The sequence below is a fragment of the Brevibacterium sp. OS20 genome (genome assembly GCF_056837565.1).
Genome location: NZ_CM166367.1, coordinates 1,681,167 through 1,695,507 on the forward strand (window position 1 = coordinate 1,681,167; position 14,341 = coordinate 1,695,507).

The 14,341-nt window shown below is 63.6% G+C and carries 20 protein-coding genes; 15 read left to right on the plus strand and 5 right to left on the minus strand.

The genetic code is table 11. The features are described from left to right. Positions 1-28: 28 nt before the first annotated feature. Complete coding sequence (locus ACVZTU_RS07400; RefSeq protein WP_482401660.1) at positions 29-610, minus strand: hypothetical protein; 582 nt, start codon at positions 608-610, stop codon at positions 29-31. 88 nt (positions 611-698) lie between these two features. Between ACVZTU_RS07400 and ACVZTU_RS07405 the strand changes: the two genes are divergently transcribed. Beyond that, on the plus strand, positions 699-1,385 hold the full coding sequence (locus tag ACVZTU_RS07405) for an SDR family oxidoreductase (RefSeq protein ID WP_139466853.1): 687 nt from the start codon (positions 699-701) through the stop codon (positions 1,383-1,385). Positions 1,386-1,499: 114 nt separating this feature from the next. On the opposite strand, the gene ACVZTU_RS07410 is transcribed toward ACVZTU_RS07405, so the two are convergent. After that, entirely contained in the window at positions 1,500-2,138 is a 639-nt protein-coding gene (locus ACVZTU_RS07410) for a dihydrofolate reductase family protein (protein WP_139466854.1), read from the minus strand. 120 nt (positions 2,139-2,258) lie between these two features. Between ACVZTU_RS07410 and ACVZTU_RS07415 the strand changes: the two genes are divergently transcribed. Further along, on the plus strand, positions 2,259-2,750 hold the full coding sequence (locus ACVZTU_RS07415) for a winged helix-turn-helix transcriptional regulator (RefSeq protein WP_139466855.1): 492 nt from the start codon (positions 2,259-2,261) through the stop codon (positions 2,748-2,750). Between the two features lie 11 nt (positions 2,751-2,761). On the opposite strand, the gene ACVZTU_RS07420 is transcribed toward ACVZTU_RS07415, so the two are convergent. Next, the gene (locus tag ACVZTU_RS07420) at positions 2,762-3,622 is read right to left on the minus strand and encodes a sigma-70 family RNA polymerase sigma factor (RefSeq protein WP_139467402.1); all 861 of its coding nucleotides are present in this window, start codon (positions 3,620-3,622) and stop codon (positions 2,762-2,764) included. A 77-nt stretch (positions 3,623-3,699) separates the two neighbouring features. Here ACVZTU_RS07420 and ACVZTU_RS07425 point away from each other — a divergent pair, with 77 nt between their 5' ends. From ACVZTU_RS07425 to ACVZTU_RS07435, 3 genes are all read left to right on the plus strand, one after another. Continuing rightward, positions 3,700-4,089, plus strand: a complete 390-nt coding sequence (locus ACVZTU_RS07425) for a DoxX family protein (protein ID WP_218973594.1) — start codon at positions 3,700-3,702, stop codon at positions 4,087-4,089. Between the two features lie 103 nt (positions 4,090-4,192). Further along, positions 4,193-4,525: a VOC family protein gene (locus tag ACVZTU_RS07430; protein WP_139466856.1), complete on the plus strand. Its 333-nt coding sequence runs from the start codon at positions 4,193-4,195 to the stop codon at positions 4,523-4,525. Continuing rightward, on the plus strand, positions 4,518-4,988 hold the full coding sequence (locus tag ACVZTU_RS07435; RefSeq protein ID WP_482401661.1) for an SRPBCC domain-containing protein: 471 nt from the start codon (positions 4,518-4,520) through the stop codon (positions 4,986-4,988). The genes ACVZTU_RS07430 and ACVZTU_RS07435 overlap by 8 nt, the downstream gene beginning before the upstream one ends. Here the strand turns inward: ACVZTU_RS07435 and ACVZTU_RS07440 are convergent. After that, the gene (locus tag ACVZTU_RS07440; protein WP_482401662.1) at positions 4,978-5,880 is read right to left on the minus strand and encodes a carbohydrate kinase family protein; all 903 of its coding nucleotides are present in this window, start codon (positions 5,878-5,880) and stop codon (positions 4,978-4,980) included. The two genes, ACVZTU_RS07435 and ACVZTU_RS07440, sit on opposite strands and share 11 nt — an antisense overlap. 119 nt (positions 5,881-5,999) lie before the next feature. Between ACVZTU_RS07440 and ACVZTU_RS07445 the strand changes: the two genes are divergently transcribed. Genes ACVZTU_RS07445 through ACVZTU_RS07465 form a run of 5 tightly spaced genes read left to right on the plus strand, consistent with a single transcriptional unit; the run spans position 6,000 to position 10,765 of the window. Further along, positions 6,000-6,458: a DUF2695 domain-containing protein gene (locus tag ACVZTU_RS07445; protein ID WP_482401663.1), complete on the plus strand. Its 459-nt coding sequence runs from the start codon at positions 6,000-6,002 to the stop codon at positions 6,456-6,458. A 27-nt stretch (positions 6,459-6,485) separates the two neighbouring features. After that, positions 6,486-7,646 carry a nucleoside hydrolase gene (locus ACVZTU_RS07450; RefSeq protein ID WP_482401664.1) on the plus strand — a complete coding sequence of 387 codons (1,161 nt, stop codon included), beginning with the start codon at positions 6,486-6,488 and terminating at the stop codon, positions 7,644-7,646. Continuing rightward, positions 7,643-8,521 (plus strand): histidine kinase, encoded by an 879-nt coding sequence (locus tag ACVZTU_RS07455; RefSeq protein WP_482401665.1) that lies wholly within the window; start codon positions 7,643-7,645, stop codon positions 8,519-8,521. Before ACVZTU_RS07450 ends, ACVZTU_RS07455 begins: the two co-directional genes overlap by 4 nt. A 17-nt stretch (positions 8,522-8,538) precedes the next feature. Then, a complete protein-coding gene (locus ACVZTU_RS07460) occupies positions 8,539-9,357 on the plus strand; it encodes an energy-coupling factor transporter transmembrane component T family protein (protein ID WP_139466862.1) in 819 nt (272 codons plus the stop codon). A gap of 1 nt (position 9,358) precedes the next feature. Then, a complete protein-coding gene (locus ACVZTU_RS07465; protein ID WP_482401666.1) occupies positions 9,359-10,765 on the plus strand; it encodes an ATP-binding cassette domain-containing protein in 1,407 nt (468 codons plus the stop codon). A 39-nt stretch (positions 10,766-10,804) separates the two neighbouring features. Here the strand turns inward: ACVZTU_RS07465 and ACVZTU_RS07470 are convergent, their stop codons facing one another. Beyond that, entirely contained in the window at positions 10,805-11,092 is a 288-nt protein-coding gene (locus ACVZTU_RS07470; protein ID WP_139466864.1) for a YrhK family protein, read from the minus strand. A gap of 113 nt (positions 11,093-11,205) precedes the next feature. Between ACVZTU_RS07470 and ACVZTU_RS07475 the strand changes: the two genes are divergently transcribed. From ACVZTU_RS07475 to ACVZTU_RS07495, 5 genes are all read left to right on the plus strand, one after another. After that, positions 11,206-11,847 (plus strand): hypothetical protein, encoded by a 642-nt coding sequence (locus ACVZTU_RS07475; RefSeq protein WP_482401667.1) that lies wholly within the window; start codon positions 11,206-11,208, stop codon positions 11,845-11,847. 60 nt (positions 11,848-11,907) lie between these two features. After that, complete coding sequence (locus ACVZTU_RS07480) at positions 11,908-12,480, plus strand: DinB family protein (RefSeq protein WP_139466866.1); 573 nt, start codon at positions 11,908-11,910, stop codon at positions 12,478-12,480. A gap of 13 nt (positions 12,481-12,493) precedes the next feature. Continuing rightward, positions 12,494-12,955: a VOC family protein gene (locus tag ACVZTU_RS07485; RefSeq protein WP_139466867.1), complete on the plus strand. Its 462-nt coding sequence runs from the start codon at positions 12,494-12,496 to the stop codon at positions 12,953-12,955. Between the two features lie 80 nt (positions 12,956-13,035). After that, positions 13,036-13,716 (plus strand): PepSY domain-containing protein, encoded by a 681-nt coding sequence (locus ACVZTU_RS07490; RefSeq protein ID WP_248283828.1) that lies wholly within the window; start codon positions 13,036-13,038, stop codon positions 13,714-13,716. Next, complete coding sequence (locus ACVZTU_RS07495; RefSeq protein WP_482401668.1) at positions 13,709-14,329, plus strand: thymidine kinase; 621 nt, start codon at positions 13,709-13,711, stop codon at positions 14,327-14,329. The genes ACVZTU_RS07490 and ACVZTU_RS07495 overlap by 8 nt, the downstream gene beginning before the upstream one ends. The last annotated feature ends 12 nt before the right edge of the window (positions 14,330-14,341 follow it).

The window sequence follows — 14,341 nt, forward strand, 5'->3', positions numbered from 1 at the left end:
CAACGGTAAGGCACGAGGATGTGTGGGCCTATCGGTGTCCATGGACGTGTGGTGAGAAACGGGCATGAGCGGCCCTGAGGACCGGGTAGAGTCGGCGATGTGAGAGGACGAATCCGCTTCTGACGAGCACGCGCGGATTGCGCCCGCGTCCGATGAGTCGGCGGGTTGCCTCTTCGGTGAGCATATAAGCGAGCACCTTCGGGCCTGGAGACACCGCCGATTCGAAGACCACTGACTCGATATCGTGCCATGGCAGCAGAGTCCCGGGCAGAACCTCACCGCGCCGGGCCGACCCGACGCCGGTGGGGGAGACGACGAGGGATTCGTGCCTGCGCAGCCGCACGAATACGCCGATCGGCGCGACGACGAGGCATCCGATGATGCCAGCGACAATTGCCCACATGCGCAGGTTCGCAACGATGACCCATGGGCTGCCTCCGTCACCGAGAGCTGCAGTGACAATGTAGACGAAGAAGGCGAGCAGGCCGATGCCGAGCGGGACCGCGATGGCCAAAGCAGTGAAGACGTTGCGTTTCGAGGAGGGGATGACGACCTGCTGTCCACGCTCGAGCCGGCGCACGACGTCGGCGGGGGAGAAGTCGTCGGTCATGGTCCTCAGAATACCGGCGGACTGGGAATAATCGCGCAAGTGGCATCGCTGTACCGAATGCCAAGCTTCACCGACAACGGAGGTAGATATGTCTGATTCAACTCGTGTCGTCATTCTCGGCGGCCATGGAAAGATCGCACTTCTGGCCGCGCCCAAGCTCAAGGCCGCAGGCTTCGCCGTCGATTCGGTGATCCGCAACCCCGACCAGTCATCAGATGTCGAAGCCGCTGAGGCCAACCCGGTCGTCCTCGACATCGAAACCGCCGACACTCAGGCGCTCGCCGATCTGTTCTCCGGAGCCCAGGCTGTCGTCTTCTCCGCAGGCGCCGGCGGCGGCAACCCGGCCCGGACCAAGGCCGTCGACCTCGAAGCAGCCAAGCGATCGATCGACGCCGCCGGGCAGGCGGGCGTCAAGCGCTTCGTCATGGTTTCCTATGCCAGTGCGAGCGTCGACCGTGATCGCGTCGACCCCGAGAGCTCGTTCTACCCCTACGTCGAGGCCAAGGCCGGTGCAGACGAGCACCTGCGCGCCAGCGACCTTGACTTCACGATTCTCGGACCCGGCGGTCTGACCCTCGAGCCCTCCAGCGGCAAGGTCCTCATCGCCGATGCGGCCGGCGATCTCGACGGTGAACGCCCGGCAGACGAGGTGCGGGTGACCTCCCGCGAACTCGTCGCCGAGGTCATCACACACGTCATCGCCGAATCTGCAGCTGTGCGTGAGACTGTGAACTTCTACGACGGGCAGACCCCCATCGCCGAGGCGATCAACTGACCTGACAATCCATGCGGGCGCTGTCCCGTCCCTACCCGATGGCCTGTGGTCTCCGAACCGAGACCACAGGCCATCGGGCGTTCCGACGAGTCCGGTTCGAGTCGCCGCTGAGATTCAGCCTCGTCTGTTCCACAGTTGATGGGTCAGACCGCTGGCCGTGGTGAGACTCTCGATCGTGAAGTCCTTCTCCAACCCCTCGAGTCCTTCCCAGAGCCAGACCCCGCGGCCGAGGGTGACCGGGACGATGACGAGGTGCATGAAGTCGACGAGGCCGTCCGCAAGGAACTGTCTGACCATCGAAGGACCGCCGCCGATGCGGACATTGCCGCCGTCAGCGGCAGAGGTCGCCTCGGCGAGTGCCTCCGCGGGCGACGCGTCGATGAAGTGGAAACTCGTGCCGTTGTCGAACTCCATCGGCTCCCGTGGATGATGAGTGAGAACGAAGCACGGGGTCTTGAACGGCGGCTCCTCACCCCACCAGCCACGCCAGCCGTCGTCGGGCCACGGCCCCGTCTGGGGACCGAACTTCTTCCGGCCCATGATCTCGGCTCCGATGCCCTGCCCCCACATGGCGAACAGAGCGCGGTCTGCGGTCACCGGGGCGTCGACCTTGTCCACGCCCTCGATGCCGCGGCCGTCGAAGTAGGAGAACAGTGCTTGGGCTTCGCCGATCGGCTGATCGAAGGTGACGAACTCGCCGGCAGCGAATCCGTCGAGGGAGACGAAGAGGTTGTTGACACACGCTTTGGCCATGTGCACTCCAATGTGATGGTTCGGCTGATGTCTTCAGTCCGACGGATGGCGTGGGTTCCGGGGAAGTGGACCCAGTGTAAGATTAAGTAGTTTCAGAATGCAATCACTGGAGGTGGGGCGATGCCTGCACAGCCGCGTTCAGGATGTGCGATCAATGCCGCCGTCGAGGTCCTCGGCGACAACTGGTCGCTCATCGTCCTGCGGGACATCATCTTCGGCAATCGTCGGCACTTCCGCGAGCTGCTCACCCACAATGATGAGGGCATAGCCTCGAACATGCTCGCCAGTCGTCTGAGGAAGCTCATCGACGAAGGGCTGCTGACAAAAGCGGAAGCCGCACGCGGGCAGCGAGCCCAGTACACCCTCACCGAGGCTGGAATCCAGACTCTGCCGGTCATGGTCGCCCTCGGAACGTGGGGAATGACCCACCGGGAGACCTCGCCGGAGCTGACGATCCGATCCAGAATCATGGCCGATGACTCCCGACTCGTCGCAGGTCTCGTGGATGAGCTTCGGGAGACCCACCTCGGGGTGCCGCGCCCGAATCCTGACGAACCGCGTTCCTCGGAGCGACTGCAGGCCGCCTACGAGGCCGAGATCTCGGGAAGCTGATTCAGGTGGGCCTACTGCCCGGGCAGTCTCAGTCGCTCCAGCAGCTTCCTTGAGGTGATCGAGACGATGCCGACCAATCTGCCGTCTGCCACGGTGCATGCCATGAGTCCCAAACGGTGACCGCTTGCGGTCAGAACGAGCAGACCCGGCTCGCCGTTGACGTTGACCTTTCGAACTTCGATCCTGTCCGGATCGCCGCGCCGAATCGCTGCGAGCACCTCGTTCGCACCCATCCGGACCATGTGGCCGCGGGCGTTGCTGCGGTGCCACGTCAGTCCCGGGTCGAGAAAGTGCAGCAGAGCGTCGAAGTCTCCAAGCCGTGCGGCAGTGAGGAATGCGTCGACGACAGCACGGCGCTGTGAAAGTTCTCCGGACGGTGGTGGTGTGTCCTTGACCTTGCGCCGGGCCCGACTGGCGGCCATCTTCGCGGCGGCTTCCGAGGATCCGATGACGGCCGCGATTTCGGCAAAGGGCACTGAGAACATGTCGTGGAGGACGAACGCGACTCGCTCCTCCGGGCGCAGCGAGTCGAGCACGATGAGCATGGCCGGTCCGAGCGAATCCGACAAAGTTGCATTCTGCTCAGGCGTCGGGTCATCCTCGTCGACGATTGCTTCGCTGAGCCAGGCGTCAAGCGACGATTCTCCCCGAGTGGTGCGTCGGCGGAGCGCATCGAGGCAGATGCGTCCGATGACCCGGGTCAGCCACCCGCCGAGATTGTCGATGGACTCCGGGCCGTTCCGCTCCCAGCGGAGCCACGTCTCCTGAACGGCATCCTCGGCGTCCGAGTGCGAGCCGAGCACTCTCGTGGCCAACGCAGTGAGGCGAGGGCGATGAGCTTCGAACTCTGAGGTCGAAGATGACTGCGCGATGGCTGTTACCTTTCCTGGCGGCGATGCGTCATCAGAGTGAGAGTCCGACCGGGCTCTTTCGGCAAAGGAGAATTGCAATGATGGACATCGTACTATGGGTCGTCGCCGCCGCAATGGCAGTGGCTTTCGGCATCGGCGGAGCCTCGCAGGTGATCCTGTCCAAGGAGAAGTATCGGGCGCTGGCTCACAGTCAGCACTGGGTGGACGATTTCAGTCCGGGGCATATCAAAGCCATCGGAACAATCAAGCTCCTCGGTGTGATCGGACTGATCGTGCCGCCGCTGGTGGGGGTCCTTCCGGTTCTCTCGCCGATCGCGGCGTGTGGACTCATGCTGGTGATGGCTGGGGCGGCGACAACCCGATTTCGACGCAGCGAATGGGGCCTGATGGCGGGGGACACCGCATACCTGCTGGTATTTGCGTTCCTCGCATGGGGCCGGTTTGCGTTGGCCCCGTTCGGGGGCTGAGCTGAGCGTCGCTCTTGTTCCCGGGGCCGATGTGTGCTTCCATGGAATAAGTGATTGCAGAATGCAATCACTCAATCTCAAGACTGATCCCGAAGGAGCGATCATGATCACCGGACTCATGGCCAATATCGTTGTCACCAGCGAGAAGGAAGCGACCGAATGGTATTCCCGACTCTTCGAAAGACAGCCGGATGACAAGCCGATGGCGGGGCTGGCCCAATGGCTCTTCGACGAGAGGTTCGGAATCCAGATCTGGGAGGACCCGCAGCGAGCCGGACGCTCCAACGTGGTTCTCGACGTGGACGACCTCGACACGATGGCCGAGCATCTGCGAGCGGCCGGAATCGACCATGACGAACCGTCCCCAGGAGGCGGACAGCGCATCCTGCCGGTCACCGATCCGGACGGAAACCAGGTGGTGTTCTTCGGTGAGTGAGGCAGCATCCGACCAGGGCGCGCCAGTGACCGCGACGATCAGCCTCGGCGCTGATTTCGAGCATCCGGTCTCAAAGGTCTGGAACGCCTTCGCCGATTCGGATCAGCGCGTGCAGTGGGGAGTCCCCGAGGGAGAGGAGATGGTGTGCGACATCGACGAATTCCGTCCGGGCGGTGCGATCCGTGCCCGCTGTGGGTCACCGGGAGAACTCGAGTTCGTCTCCACCGGGCAGTACTGCTCACTTGAGCCGGGACGTCACATCGTCACAACGGAGACTCTCACCAAAGACGATGAGATCCTCTCGACGGCCATCATCACCTGGACCCTGACCGCTATCCCGACAGGCACCCGGGTCGAGCTCGTCGACCAGGTCGTGTCCTTCGTCGGTCGGGGAATGATCGACGGACACCGCAACGGCCATGACATCTGCCTGCGACAGCTCGGCGAATTCCTCAGTTCGTGAGGTCCGCGGCCCACGGCAGATCCGCACCCTCACGGCTGACCGTGATCGCCGCAAGCGCCGATGCGCGATCTCCCAGGGCTGTGAGTTCTGCCGTGCTGAGATCGGACACAGCGTTCTCCTGTGCATTCAGGTCGTGGATGAGTGAGACCATGAACGTATCCCCGGCCCCGATCGTGTCTTTGACTTCCACCTTCTTTGAGGTCACCGATGCCCGCGCCGAGGCGGTCGCCACGATCGCACCCTCACCACCGCGAGTCATGGCGACCAGATTCGCCCCGAGGCTGAGAAGACGGTCGACCTGTGCGGACTCGTCGAGATCGGGATAGAGCCAGTTCGCATCGACGTCGCTGAGTTTGAGAACGTCGACTCGACGAGCCAACTCCTCGAATCGCGGCAGCGCATCTTCGCGGGCGCCGATGATCGACGGTCGGATATTCGGGTCGAAGGAGATGAGCGGACGAGGATGCGTACCGAAAGCCCCGGTCGCAGAGGCGAGGACATCATCGATGGCTGCGGCGCCGGGCGAAAGGAATGCCGCAATCGAGCCGAAATGCACAACGGAGCGAGGTGCGTCCTTGAGCAGGGAAGAGTCAGGGTCCCACCGCAGGTGGAACTCGTACTCGGCGGAGCCGTCATCGGCGAGGCGAGCCAGCGCCGTCGACGTGGCGCCACGTGGTGAAGCGAGCACGGCGACCTGAGACTCCTGAAGATGAGCGAGAAGGAACCCACCGTGGAAATCATCGCCGACATCGGTGAGGAACTCGACATCGTCGCCGAGGCGGCCCAGCCCGAGAGCGACATTGGCTGGAGCTCCACCCGGTGCATATCGGTCTGGACTCCCGGGCGTGCTGACGATGTCGATGAGGGCCTCACCGATGACGAGAATGCTCATGGGCACGATTCTAAGGTGAAAAGTCTTCTCCAGCTGTGACCTGCATTAATAGGTCGGAAATCGATGAACGATGTTAATTCGCCTCGTGTCATGTCAGTGCCGTCTGGAACTGTGTGGCCATGGACAAGAACACCATTGACAACGACGTCAGAACGATCATCGACGAGGAGACCGCACGTGTCTTCGCTCCGCGCCCCGGCGAATGCCTGGCCTGCTATGTGTTCCGCCAACTCGGCGAATTCGGCTGCAACGGCACCCACAGGTTCGCGGAAGGCTTCCGTGACCGTACGGCTCCACGCGCCACGGCTCTTCTCGCGCGGCTGAGCAGCATGGGTGCCTGCTGCTGTGACTGTGAAATGTTCTTCAACGCCTTCACTTTCGCCGCCAAACCGTGGATCACCAGCATGCCGTTCGGTGAGGTCATCGGCACTCCCTTCGGCAGTGAGGAAGCCATCGACATGAGAGAAAGGTTCGGAATCGACGAACCTCCCTCGGCGAAGCTCTACCTCTGCTGCCGACTGGTGAGACGGGGATCCACCCAAGCCTGCGGAAACTGGGCCCGCCTCCGACGGTGGTGACACAGCCGGGTCCGGCAGAATAGAACCATGCCTGCCGCTCTGCCGCTCTTCCTCGACTGCGACCCCGGAATCGACGATGCTATTGCACTGGCCTACCTGTGCTGCCAAGACGACGTGGACGTTGTCGGCATCGCCGCATCCGGAGGCAACGTCGCCACCGCACAAGTCGTCGAGAACACCCGCGGATGGCTGTCGCTGGCCGGACGCAGCGACATTCCCGTACACGCCGGCCACAGTCTTCCGCTGGCATGGCGGGTCCTGCAGATGGATCCGCAGGCAGCGGAGACGGCAACGGGCGAAGCCCTGGAATATGCCGACCTCACCCATGGGGAGTCCGGGCGGGGATATGCGCGGCTGCCGACCCCGAGCGGGCCGGTGAGTTCGGTGACGGCGGCTCAGGCCTGGGTCGATGCTGCCCACGCCCATCCCGGACAGCTCCTCGGTGTCGTCATCGGTCCAGCCACGAATCTTGCCCTGGCCCTCGAAATCGACCCGGAACTCCCGAGTCTGTTCAAACGTCTCTTCATCATGGGCGGAGCGTTCAACTACCGGGGCAACACCCACCCGACGACGGAATGGAATGTCACCTTCGACCCTGAGTCCACCGCCCAGGTGCTTGCCGCTTTCGACCGCACCAGACAGGAGGAGAGGCTGGCCCACCTTCCGGTCATCGCCCCGATCGAAGCGACCGAAGCCGTTGAGATGACACCCGAGCGTCTCGCCACCATCCTCGACGGATCCTCTGCCGGTGGTGCCGATGACCGCTGGCAATCAGTACTCGCACAACTGGCCGAGGCGCTTCGGTTCTACTTCGAATTCCACGAAACCGACGGGCTCGGCTACCTCGCCCACATCCACGACCCGTTCGTCCTCGCCTGCGCTCTGTCCTGGGCTCGGCAAGACACCACAACGTCGACCGGAACAGAGCTCGAGGGATCGGACTCCGACGCCCGGGAGCCGTCCGCCCCGGTGCCCGTGAGGGGAAGTGCGGGGGACCTGCCATGGGCGTCGACGCTGTGGGCACCTGTCGATGTCGAACTCACGGGTACACTCACACGAGGCGAAACCGTCGCCGACTGGCTGGGGCGGTGGGGCCGCCCCGTGAACGCAGAGATCATCCGCGCCATCGACGCTCCTGCCTTCCTCGACCACCTGAGCGCCACCCTGATGAAAGGACCACCCGCATGACCGCACACTCCAGACAGTCTGGGCAGGGGCCGACCACCATGGTCGGTCCCGGACAAAACCGCAACCGCACTCTTCCCCTCATCCTCACACTGCTCGGCACCCTCATCGTCTTCGGCACCTACGTCGCCGTACTCCTCACCCAACCTGCCAACCTCGGCGTTGACCTCGGATACACCACTCTGTGGGTCATGCTCGGCTATCTCGGCGGAGGAGTTCTGCTCGCCGCAGGCACTCTCCCGCTCATTCCTCGCAGCGTTCTCGCGCTCATCCCGGTCGCCATCGCCCTCAACGTCGTCGTCGGGCAGATCATCGGCAACTACACGCCTGTGCCCCTCTACCTCGACTCCATCGGAACCGTGCTCATCGGCGTCCTGGCAGGCCCCGCAGCAGGTGCCTTCACGGGAATCATCTCGAACCTCATCTGGGGCGTGACCCTGAGCCCCAGCGTCATCGCCTTCAGCTCCGGGGCCGCCTTCATCGGCGCCGCCGCCGGCTGGGCAGCAAGGCTCGGAGTCTTCCGCACACCCTGGACCGCGATCATCGTCGGCGCCGTCGCCGGTGTTCCCGCCGGCGCCATCGGAGCACCCGTCGCCGCTTATGTCTTCGGCGGCGGGCTGGGGGCCGGCACCGGGGGAGTCGTCGCGATCCTCCAAGCGACGGGCCTCGAGATGTTCAATGCCACCTTCGCTCAGAGCATGGTCTCCGACATCGTCGACAAGGCGCTCATCTTCGCCCTCGCCTATGTCGTCATCCAGTCGCTGCCCAAACGCATCGTCGGTCGCTACGAGTTCGCCGCTCATAGTCGCCCCCGGGCGAAGAAGTCCGACGGCCCCGATCTGACCAAACAGACCGAATCGGCACAGCCGGCGGAATGAGTCACGCCTCTTCCGACATGCACGCCGCCGTTGACGCGGCTGAGGCTCACCGCCCGAAGCGTCGTCTGCACCCTGCCACGGAATTGATCATCCTTGCCTGCAGCCTGCTGCTCGTCTTCGGAATCCCCTCTCCGATCGTGCCGGTCATCATCCTGACCGGCACGGTCGTGACCGTGACAGTCTCACCCGCCGTGCGACTGCGGGAATGGGCGATGACAGTAGGTCTCCTGTGCCTGCCGACTCTGGTTGTGCTGATCGTCGTGCAGGGGCTGTTCTACCCCGGAACCGATGTGTATGTGCTCTGGCAGGTCGGACCCGCTCGCCTCAGCGTCGAAGGACTGAGCATCGCCGTTCAGATCTGGCTGCGGGTGAGCGCCCTGATCGGGCTGTGCGCGATGTTCGGTCTGGGTGCCGACTCCGCTCGCCTCTTCGACGGTCTGCGTCGACTTCGTCTGCCCTCGGCAGTCGCCTATATGTGCGCCTCTGCCATCGGTCTCATCCCAATGATCGGCGCACGCACCCGACACATCATCGAAGCCAGACAGGCCCGCGGCTGGGCCACCGACTCCTGGCGGGTGCGCATCCGACTGCTGCCGGGAATCGTCACAGGACTCGTCACCGCGATCCTGCTGACCGTCGACCAACGTCACGACGTGCTCGAATCCAGCGGACTCAATTCGAACGCGACCGCGACTGCGCTCCAGGACCACACGGACGGGACAGGGCAGAGCCTCCTGCGGATCCTGACTCCGCTCGTGAGCATCGGACTCATCGTCGCCTCGGTGACGGGATCCCTCCCGCTGCCGGGCGCCGCGCAGCTGATCGGCGGTGCCTGAGATGACCGTTTCGATCACGGACGCGTGGTTCACCTATCGTGGAGAGGACACTGCCGCGCTGAGCGGAATCACTTTCGACGTTGTCAGCGGCACCATGACCGCAGTGCTCGGACCGCTCGGATCGGGAACGTCGACTCTCTGCCGCCTGTTCGCCGGACAGGTCGTCTCTCGGGGAGCCCTGACCGGCACCATCGACCGGAACGGAACCGTGGCGCTGCTCGGCGATGACCCGGAAGCGCAACTGAGCGGAATGACCAGCCACGTCGGTGACGAGTCCCAGCTGGCGTGTCGACTGTACGGGCATGATCCGGCCGATGCCCACCGCCGAGCCCGGAACCTGCTCGAGCTCCTCGGCATCGGAGACCTATGGAACCGACGGCTGGACACGCTCTCCGGAGGGCAGAGGCAACTGGTCGCGGTGGCACGGATCCTCGCACCCGGGCCCGACCTGCTCGTTCTCGACCAACCAGCACAGTCCTTGGATCCGCAGATGCGTGTGCGCCTGGTGACAGTGCTGCAGGAATTCTGTGATCGGGGAGGGGCTGTGCTCATCACCGGTCATCAGACTGACGAACTGACCCGGATCTGCGAAGAGGTCCGCTTCCTTGACGCCGGTCGGCTGCAGACGGCGACTCCCACGGTTCGATCCGTCGGAATCTGGGACAGCCGCCCGAACGATGATGCGACTCTCTCGACGATGCTGAGGTCACAGGCAGATCCGCTGCTCACCGTTCGCGACCTCACCGTGGATCGGGGGAGCAGCCGAATCCTCGACGGCCTCGACCTCGATCTGCGGCCCGGCGAACTCACCTCAGTCACCGGTGCCAACGGGGCCGGCAAGTCCACGCTTCTGCGGGCCCTCCTCGGCCTGCTCGACCGGTCGGCGTCCGTGACGGGCACGATCACAGTCAGCCGCCTCGGCGAGATGATCCGATTGGACACCCTGCCCGCCCACGCGCGCAGTGCTCACCTCGGATGGGTGGGACAGGATGCAGGACTGCAGCTCTCCGCAGCCACAGTGGCACGCGAACTGCTTCACGCCGCTCCGCTGCCGCCGCATCGACGGCGAGACCGAAAGCGAGTGCGCGACCATCGCCTGGCAGCCGCAGACAGCGTCCTCGCCGAGGCGGACCTGACCGAGGTCGCCGACGACCATCCATTCGACCTCGATGTGGCCAGGCGCAAAGACATCGTCATCGCCTCGGCTCTGATGACCGAGACCACGGTGCTGCTGCTTGACGAACCGACGATCGGGCGCGACCTCGCGGCAATGACCCGACTGAACGCGATTATCGAGTCGTTCCTCAACAGTGGAGGCGCTGTCCTGGCAACAACACACGACCAGCGCTGGGCGAACGAGTTCGCGCACCGCAGACTGCGGCTTATCGACGGGCGAGCCCGGTCATGATGGAATGGCGGGCGGATACTTGAGAGCGGATGACAGCGGTCAGTAGTCGAAGGAATCGTCTCCGGCGGCTGCGGGGCTGCGCAGCCTCTGCAGGTGCAGATGCCTGATGAGGCGGATGACCGGGCGAATGAGCATCTCGACACTGCCGATGACGAACAGCCAGGTTCCCGAATAGGTCAGTGATTCGGAGAAGAACATGAAGCTGCCGATGAGGAACCACAGGCCGATGAGCACATCATTGGCGATGCTGATCACCTGGTAGCGCTGCCGGACGACGAGTTCCTCCCGCCCGATCCGCAGATGAAGATCCGGATTGTGCTCGGTCAACACTCTCTCCTTTCCCGCTGAATCTGTTTCACAGCGAGCCTACCGCCGCCGCCCGGGCACGGACTCCGACCGGCGCCGAATCTCGTGTCAGGGGCTGCGCCTACCGTGAGAACATGGATCAGAAGTCGAAACCATTCGATTCCCACGTTGCCGAGTTGCTCGACCGTCACTTGCCGATGTCATGGGATGAGTTGCTCGCCGCTGTTCGTCGGTTCCCGCAGCTCTCCGCCGTCGAAGCGGCCCGCGGTGCGAAGCAGAGGCCCGATCGCACGACCGACGGTCTCAGGTCTCTGCCCGCGGCGAGCCCACCCACCTGGGATGGACTGCACGCAGTCATCAATACGCTGCACCGGAAGAACCTGCTGCCGGACGACCTTCCGCACACACGCAGCCCCTCCGTCATGCTCATCCATCTCCTCAGCGAACTCGCGCTCAGCCTCTCCGACCACCGCAGGCCAGGGCGCGACCTCGGTGCGGCGTCGGTCGAGCCGAAGGCTGAGGGAGTCCAGGCGCGGTTCGAAACCGAATGCATCATCTGGCTCATCACCGGGCGACTCGGTGTGAGGGCCGCCGCGACCGGATCACTCAAGGGCTACCTCAAATACGGAGAGCTCATGCCCGAGTTCTCCCGGGACCGGGTGCTGCAGACCGTCGACACGATCGAGGGACTCTTCGGAGGTGCGCTCGCCTTCGGGATCATGATCCGAGAGGAGATGCCGAGCCTGTTCGAACTCGATGACAGCTTGGCTGTCTGAACCCTGGCAAAGCGCCTTCGACCCTGGTGCTCAGCCGTCCACCGGAGCAGAATGACCATCATGTCCACCTCACCACAGCGCTGGAGCATTGCCACCGTCTACCCCGATATGTGGGTCGATCCCGACGACGACCCCCGCAGCTCCGACAGACACAGTCCCGACGGAGAACTCGCCACACTGCTGAGCTACCTGCGCGACTACCGGCTGACCCTGGATCTGAAATGCCAGGGACTCACGTTTGAGCAGATGATGAAGCTCTCCGTCCCACCGTCGACGATGTCGCTGTTCGGGTTGGTCCGTCACATGACCGAAGTGGAGCGAGACTGGAGGAATTGGATCACCGACGGCGAACCCGAACCCCCGATCTATGGGAGCTTGGATGACGCATTCGACCTCAGTGATGTTCCGTCTCACCCCGAGGAAACCGTCCTCACCGATGCCTTCGCCCGACTGGAACAGGAGCAGGCCGCCACCGACGCTGAAGTCAGCAGACACGACGACCTCGGCACACACGTGGGCCGAGAAGACATCGCGGTTCGGGAATTCTTAGTCCACCGCATCGAAGAATATGCCCGCCACTGTGGTCACGCTGACCTGCTGCGTGAATGCATCGACGGCAGAACCGGACAATAGGGAGCCACCGACCATGAGCCGAACAATCCAGGTGACCGTCGACTGCCACGACCCCGAAAGGCTCGCCCGCTTCTGGGCCGAAGCACTCGGCTACATCATTCCAGGACCTCCGGGGGTGCGACTCGGTGCTGACGACGACCCCCTCGTCGCTTGGAAGGAATTCATCGCCGGACTCGGCATCGAACTCGGTCCCGAGAACATGCGTGCCGCCATCGAAGACCCTGAACAGGTCGGTCCTCGGGTCTTCTTCCAAACGGTGCCCGAGCCCAAAACGGTGAAGAACCGCGTGCACCTCGACGTCCGTGCCGCTCCGGGACTCGACGGCGATGAGCGGATGGATGCACTCGAAGCAGAATGCACCCGACTCACGGGACTCGGAGGCACTCGGTTGCGCCGAGTCGATCCGGACCCGCCGTTGGAACACGGCTTCATCGTCATGGCCGATCCCGAAGGCAACGAATTCTGCCTTGACTGACCAGCAGTCTCGAACCCCTTCAGATGAGATTGTTCTCAGAAACGACTTGTGAAAGGTGTTCGCTTGCTAGCGTGGCAGCCATGAAGACGAATCGCATGGCAATGAGTACAGTGGCCGGACTTGCAGCACTCACTCTCGGCCTGGCCGGGTGTGGCGGAAGTGATTCCGGAAACGGAGGCGATGAGGCGCAGGACTCGTCCGCGGCAAGCGAATCGGCCGAGGCCAGCCCTGCCGGAGGCGAGGATCAGAGCGACGATGGCCAAAACGATGACGGCGATGAAACCAGGCCGGCGGAGGAATCGTCCGGGAAAGGCCTGAGCGCCGGTGCCGACCTGAGCAAAGAATCGCCGGCCATCAGTGCCGAAGACGCGATCAAGACTGCCGAGGAGGAAGTCGGGAACGGAATCGTTCATGGCATCGAGCTCGACTGGGACGACAAAGACGAGGCCTGGCAGTACGAGGTGTCCATCCTCGACGGAAACACCGACCATGACGTCGAGATCGACGCGGAGACCGGGAAGATCGCCGAACACGAGCAGGACTCGACCGATGACAAAGAGAAGGCCATCGACCTCAACGATCCGATGGCCTTCGACGACGCTCTCAAACTTGCCCAGAAGAAAGCCGACGGAAAGCTCGTGAGCTGGAAACTCGAATTCGACGACGGCAAGCAGGAGTACCAGTTCGATTTCGAGAAGGGCAGCGGAGACGTGGAAGTCACCGTTGACACCGACTCCAAGAGAGTCAGCGTCGATGACTGACACCGGTCGTCTCACGGTCATCGCCGGACCTATGTTCTCCGGAAAGTCCGAAGAGCTTATGCGCAGGGTCCGGCGGGCTACGATTGCCGGAATCGATGTCCTCGTCGTGTCCCACTCGCTCGACACCCGATCGGACATCTCCACGATCACCTCGTACACCGGGGTGAATATCCCCGCAGTGCCGCTCGGAGACGTCGCGTCCCTTGCAGGGGCGGCCCTACAGAAGGACTATGACCTCATCGCCATCGATGAGGCGCAGTTCTTCGGCCCGGAGCTCGTCCCCGCCGTCGAGGACCTCCTCAGCCGTGGACTCGACGTCATCGTCGAAGGACTGTGCGTGACCTTCGACGGGCAGCCGTTCGAACCGCTGCCCAGCTTCATGGCCGTCGCTGAGGAGGTCCTGAGACTCACGGCGGTGTGCACAGTCTGTGGGAAGGACGCTGTGTTCCACCAGCGTTTGGAACAGACGGAGAGCCCGAACGGACCAGACGCAGCACGGGCAGTTCAGCCACCCGAGGCGACTCTGGCCGCGACTGAGATCGACGCCAGCCACATCGGTGGCTTGGATACCTATGTCGCTCGCTGTCGGCAGCACTTCACCGGGGCCGGGTAGCTTCACCGGACC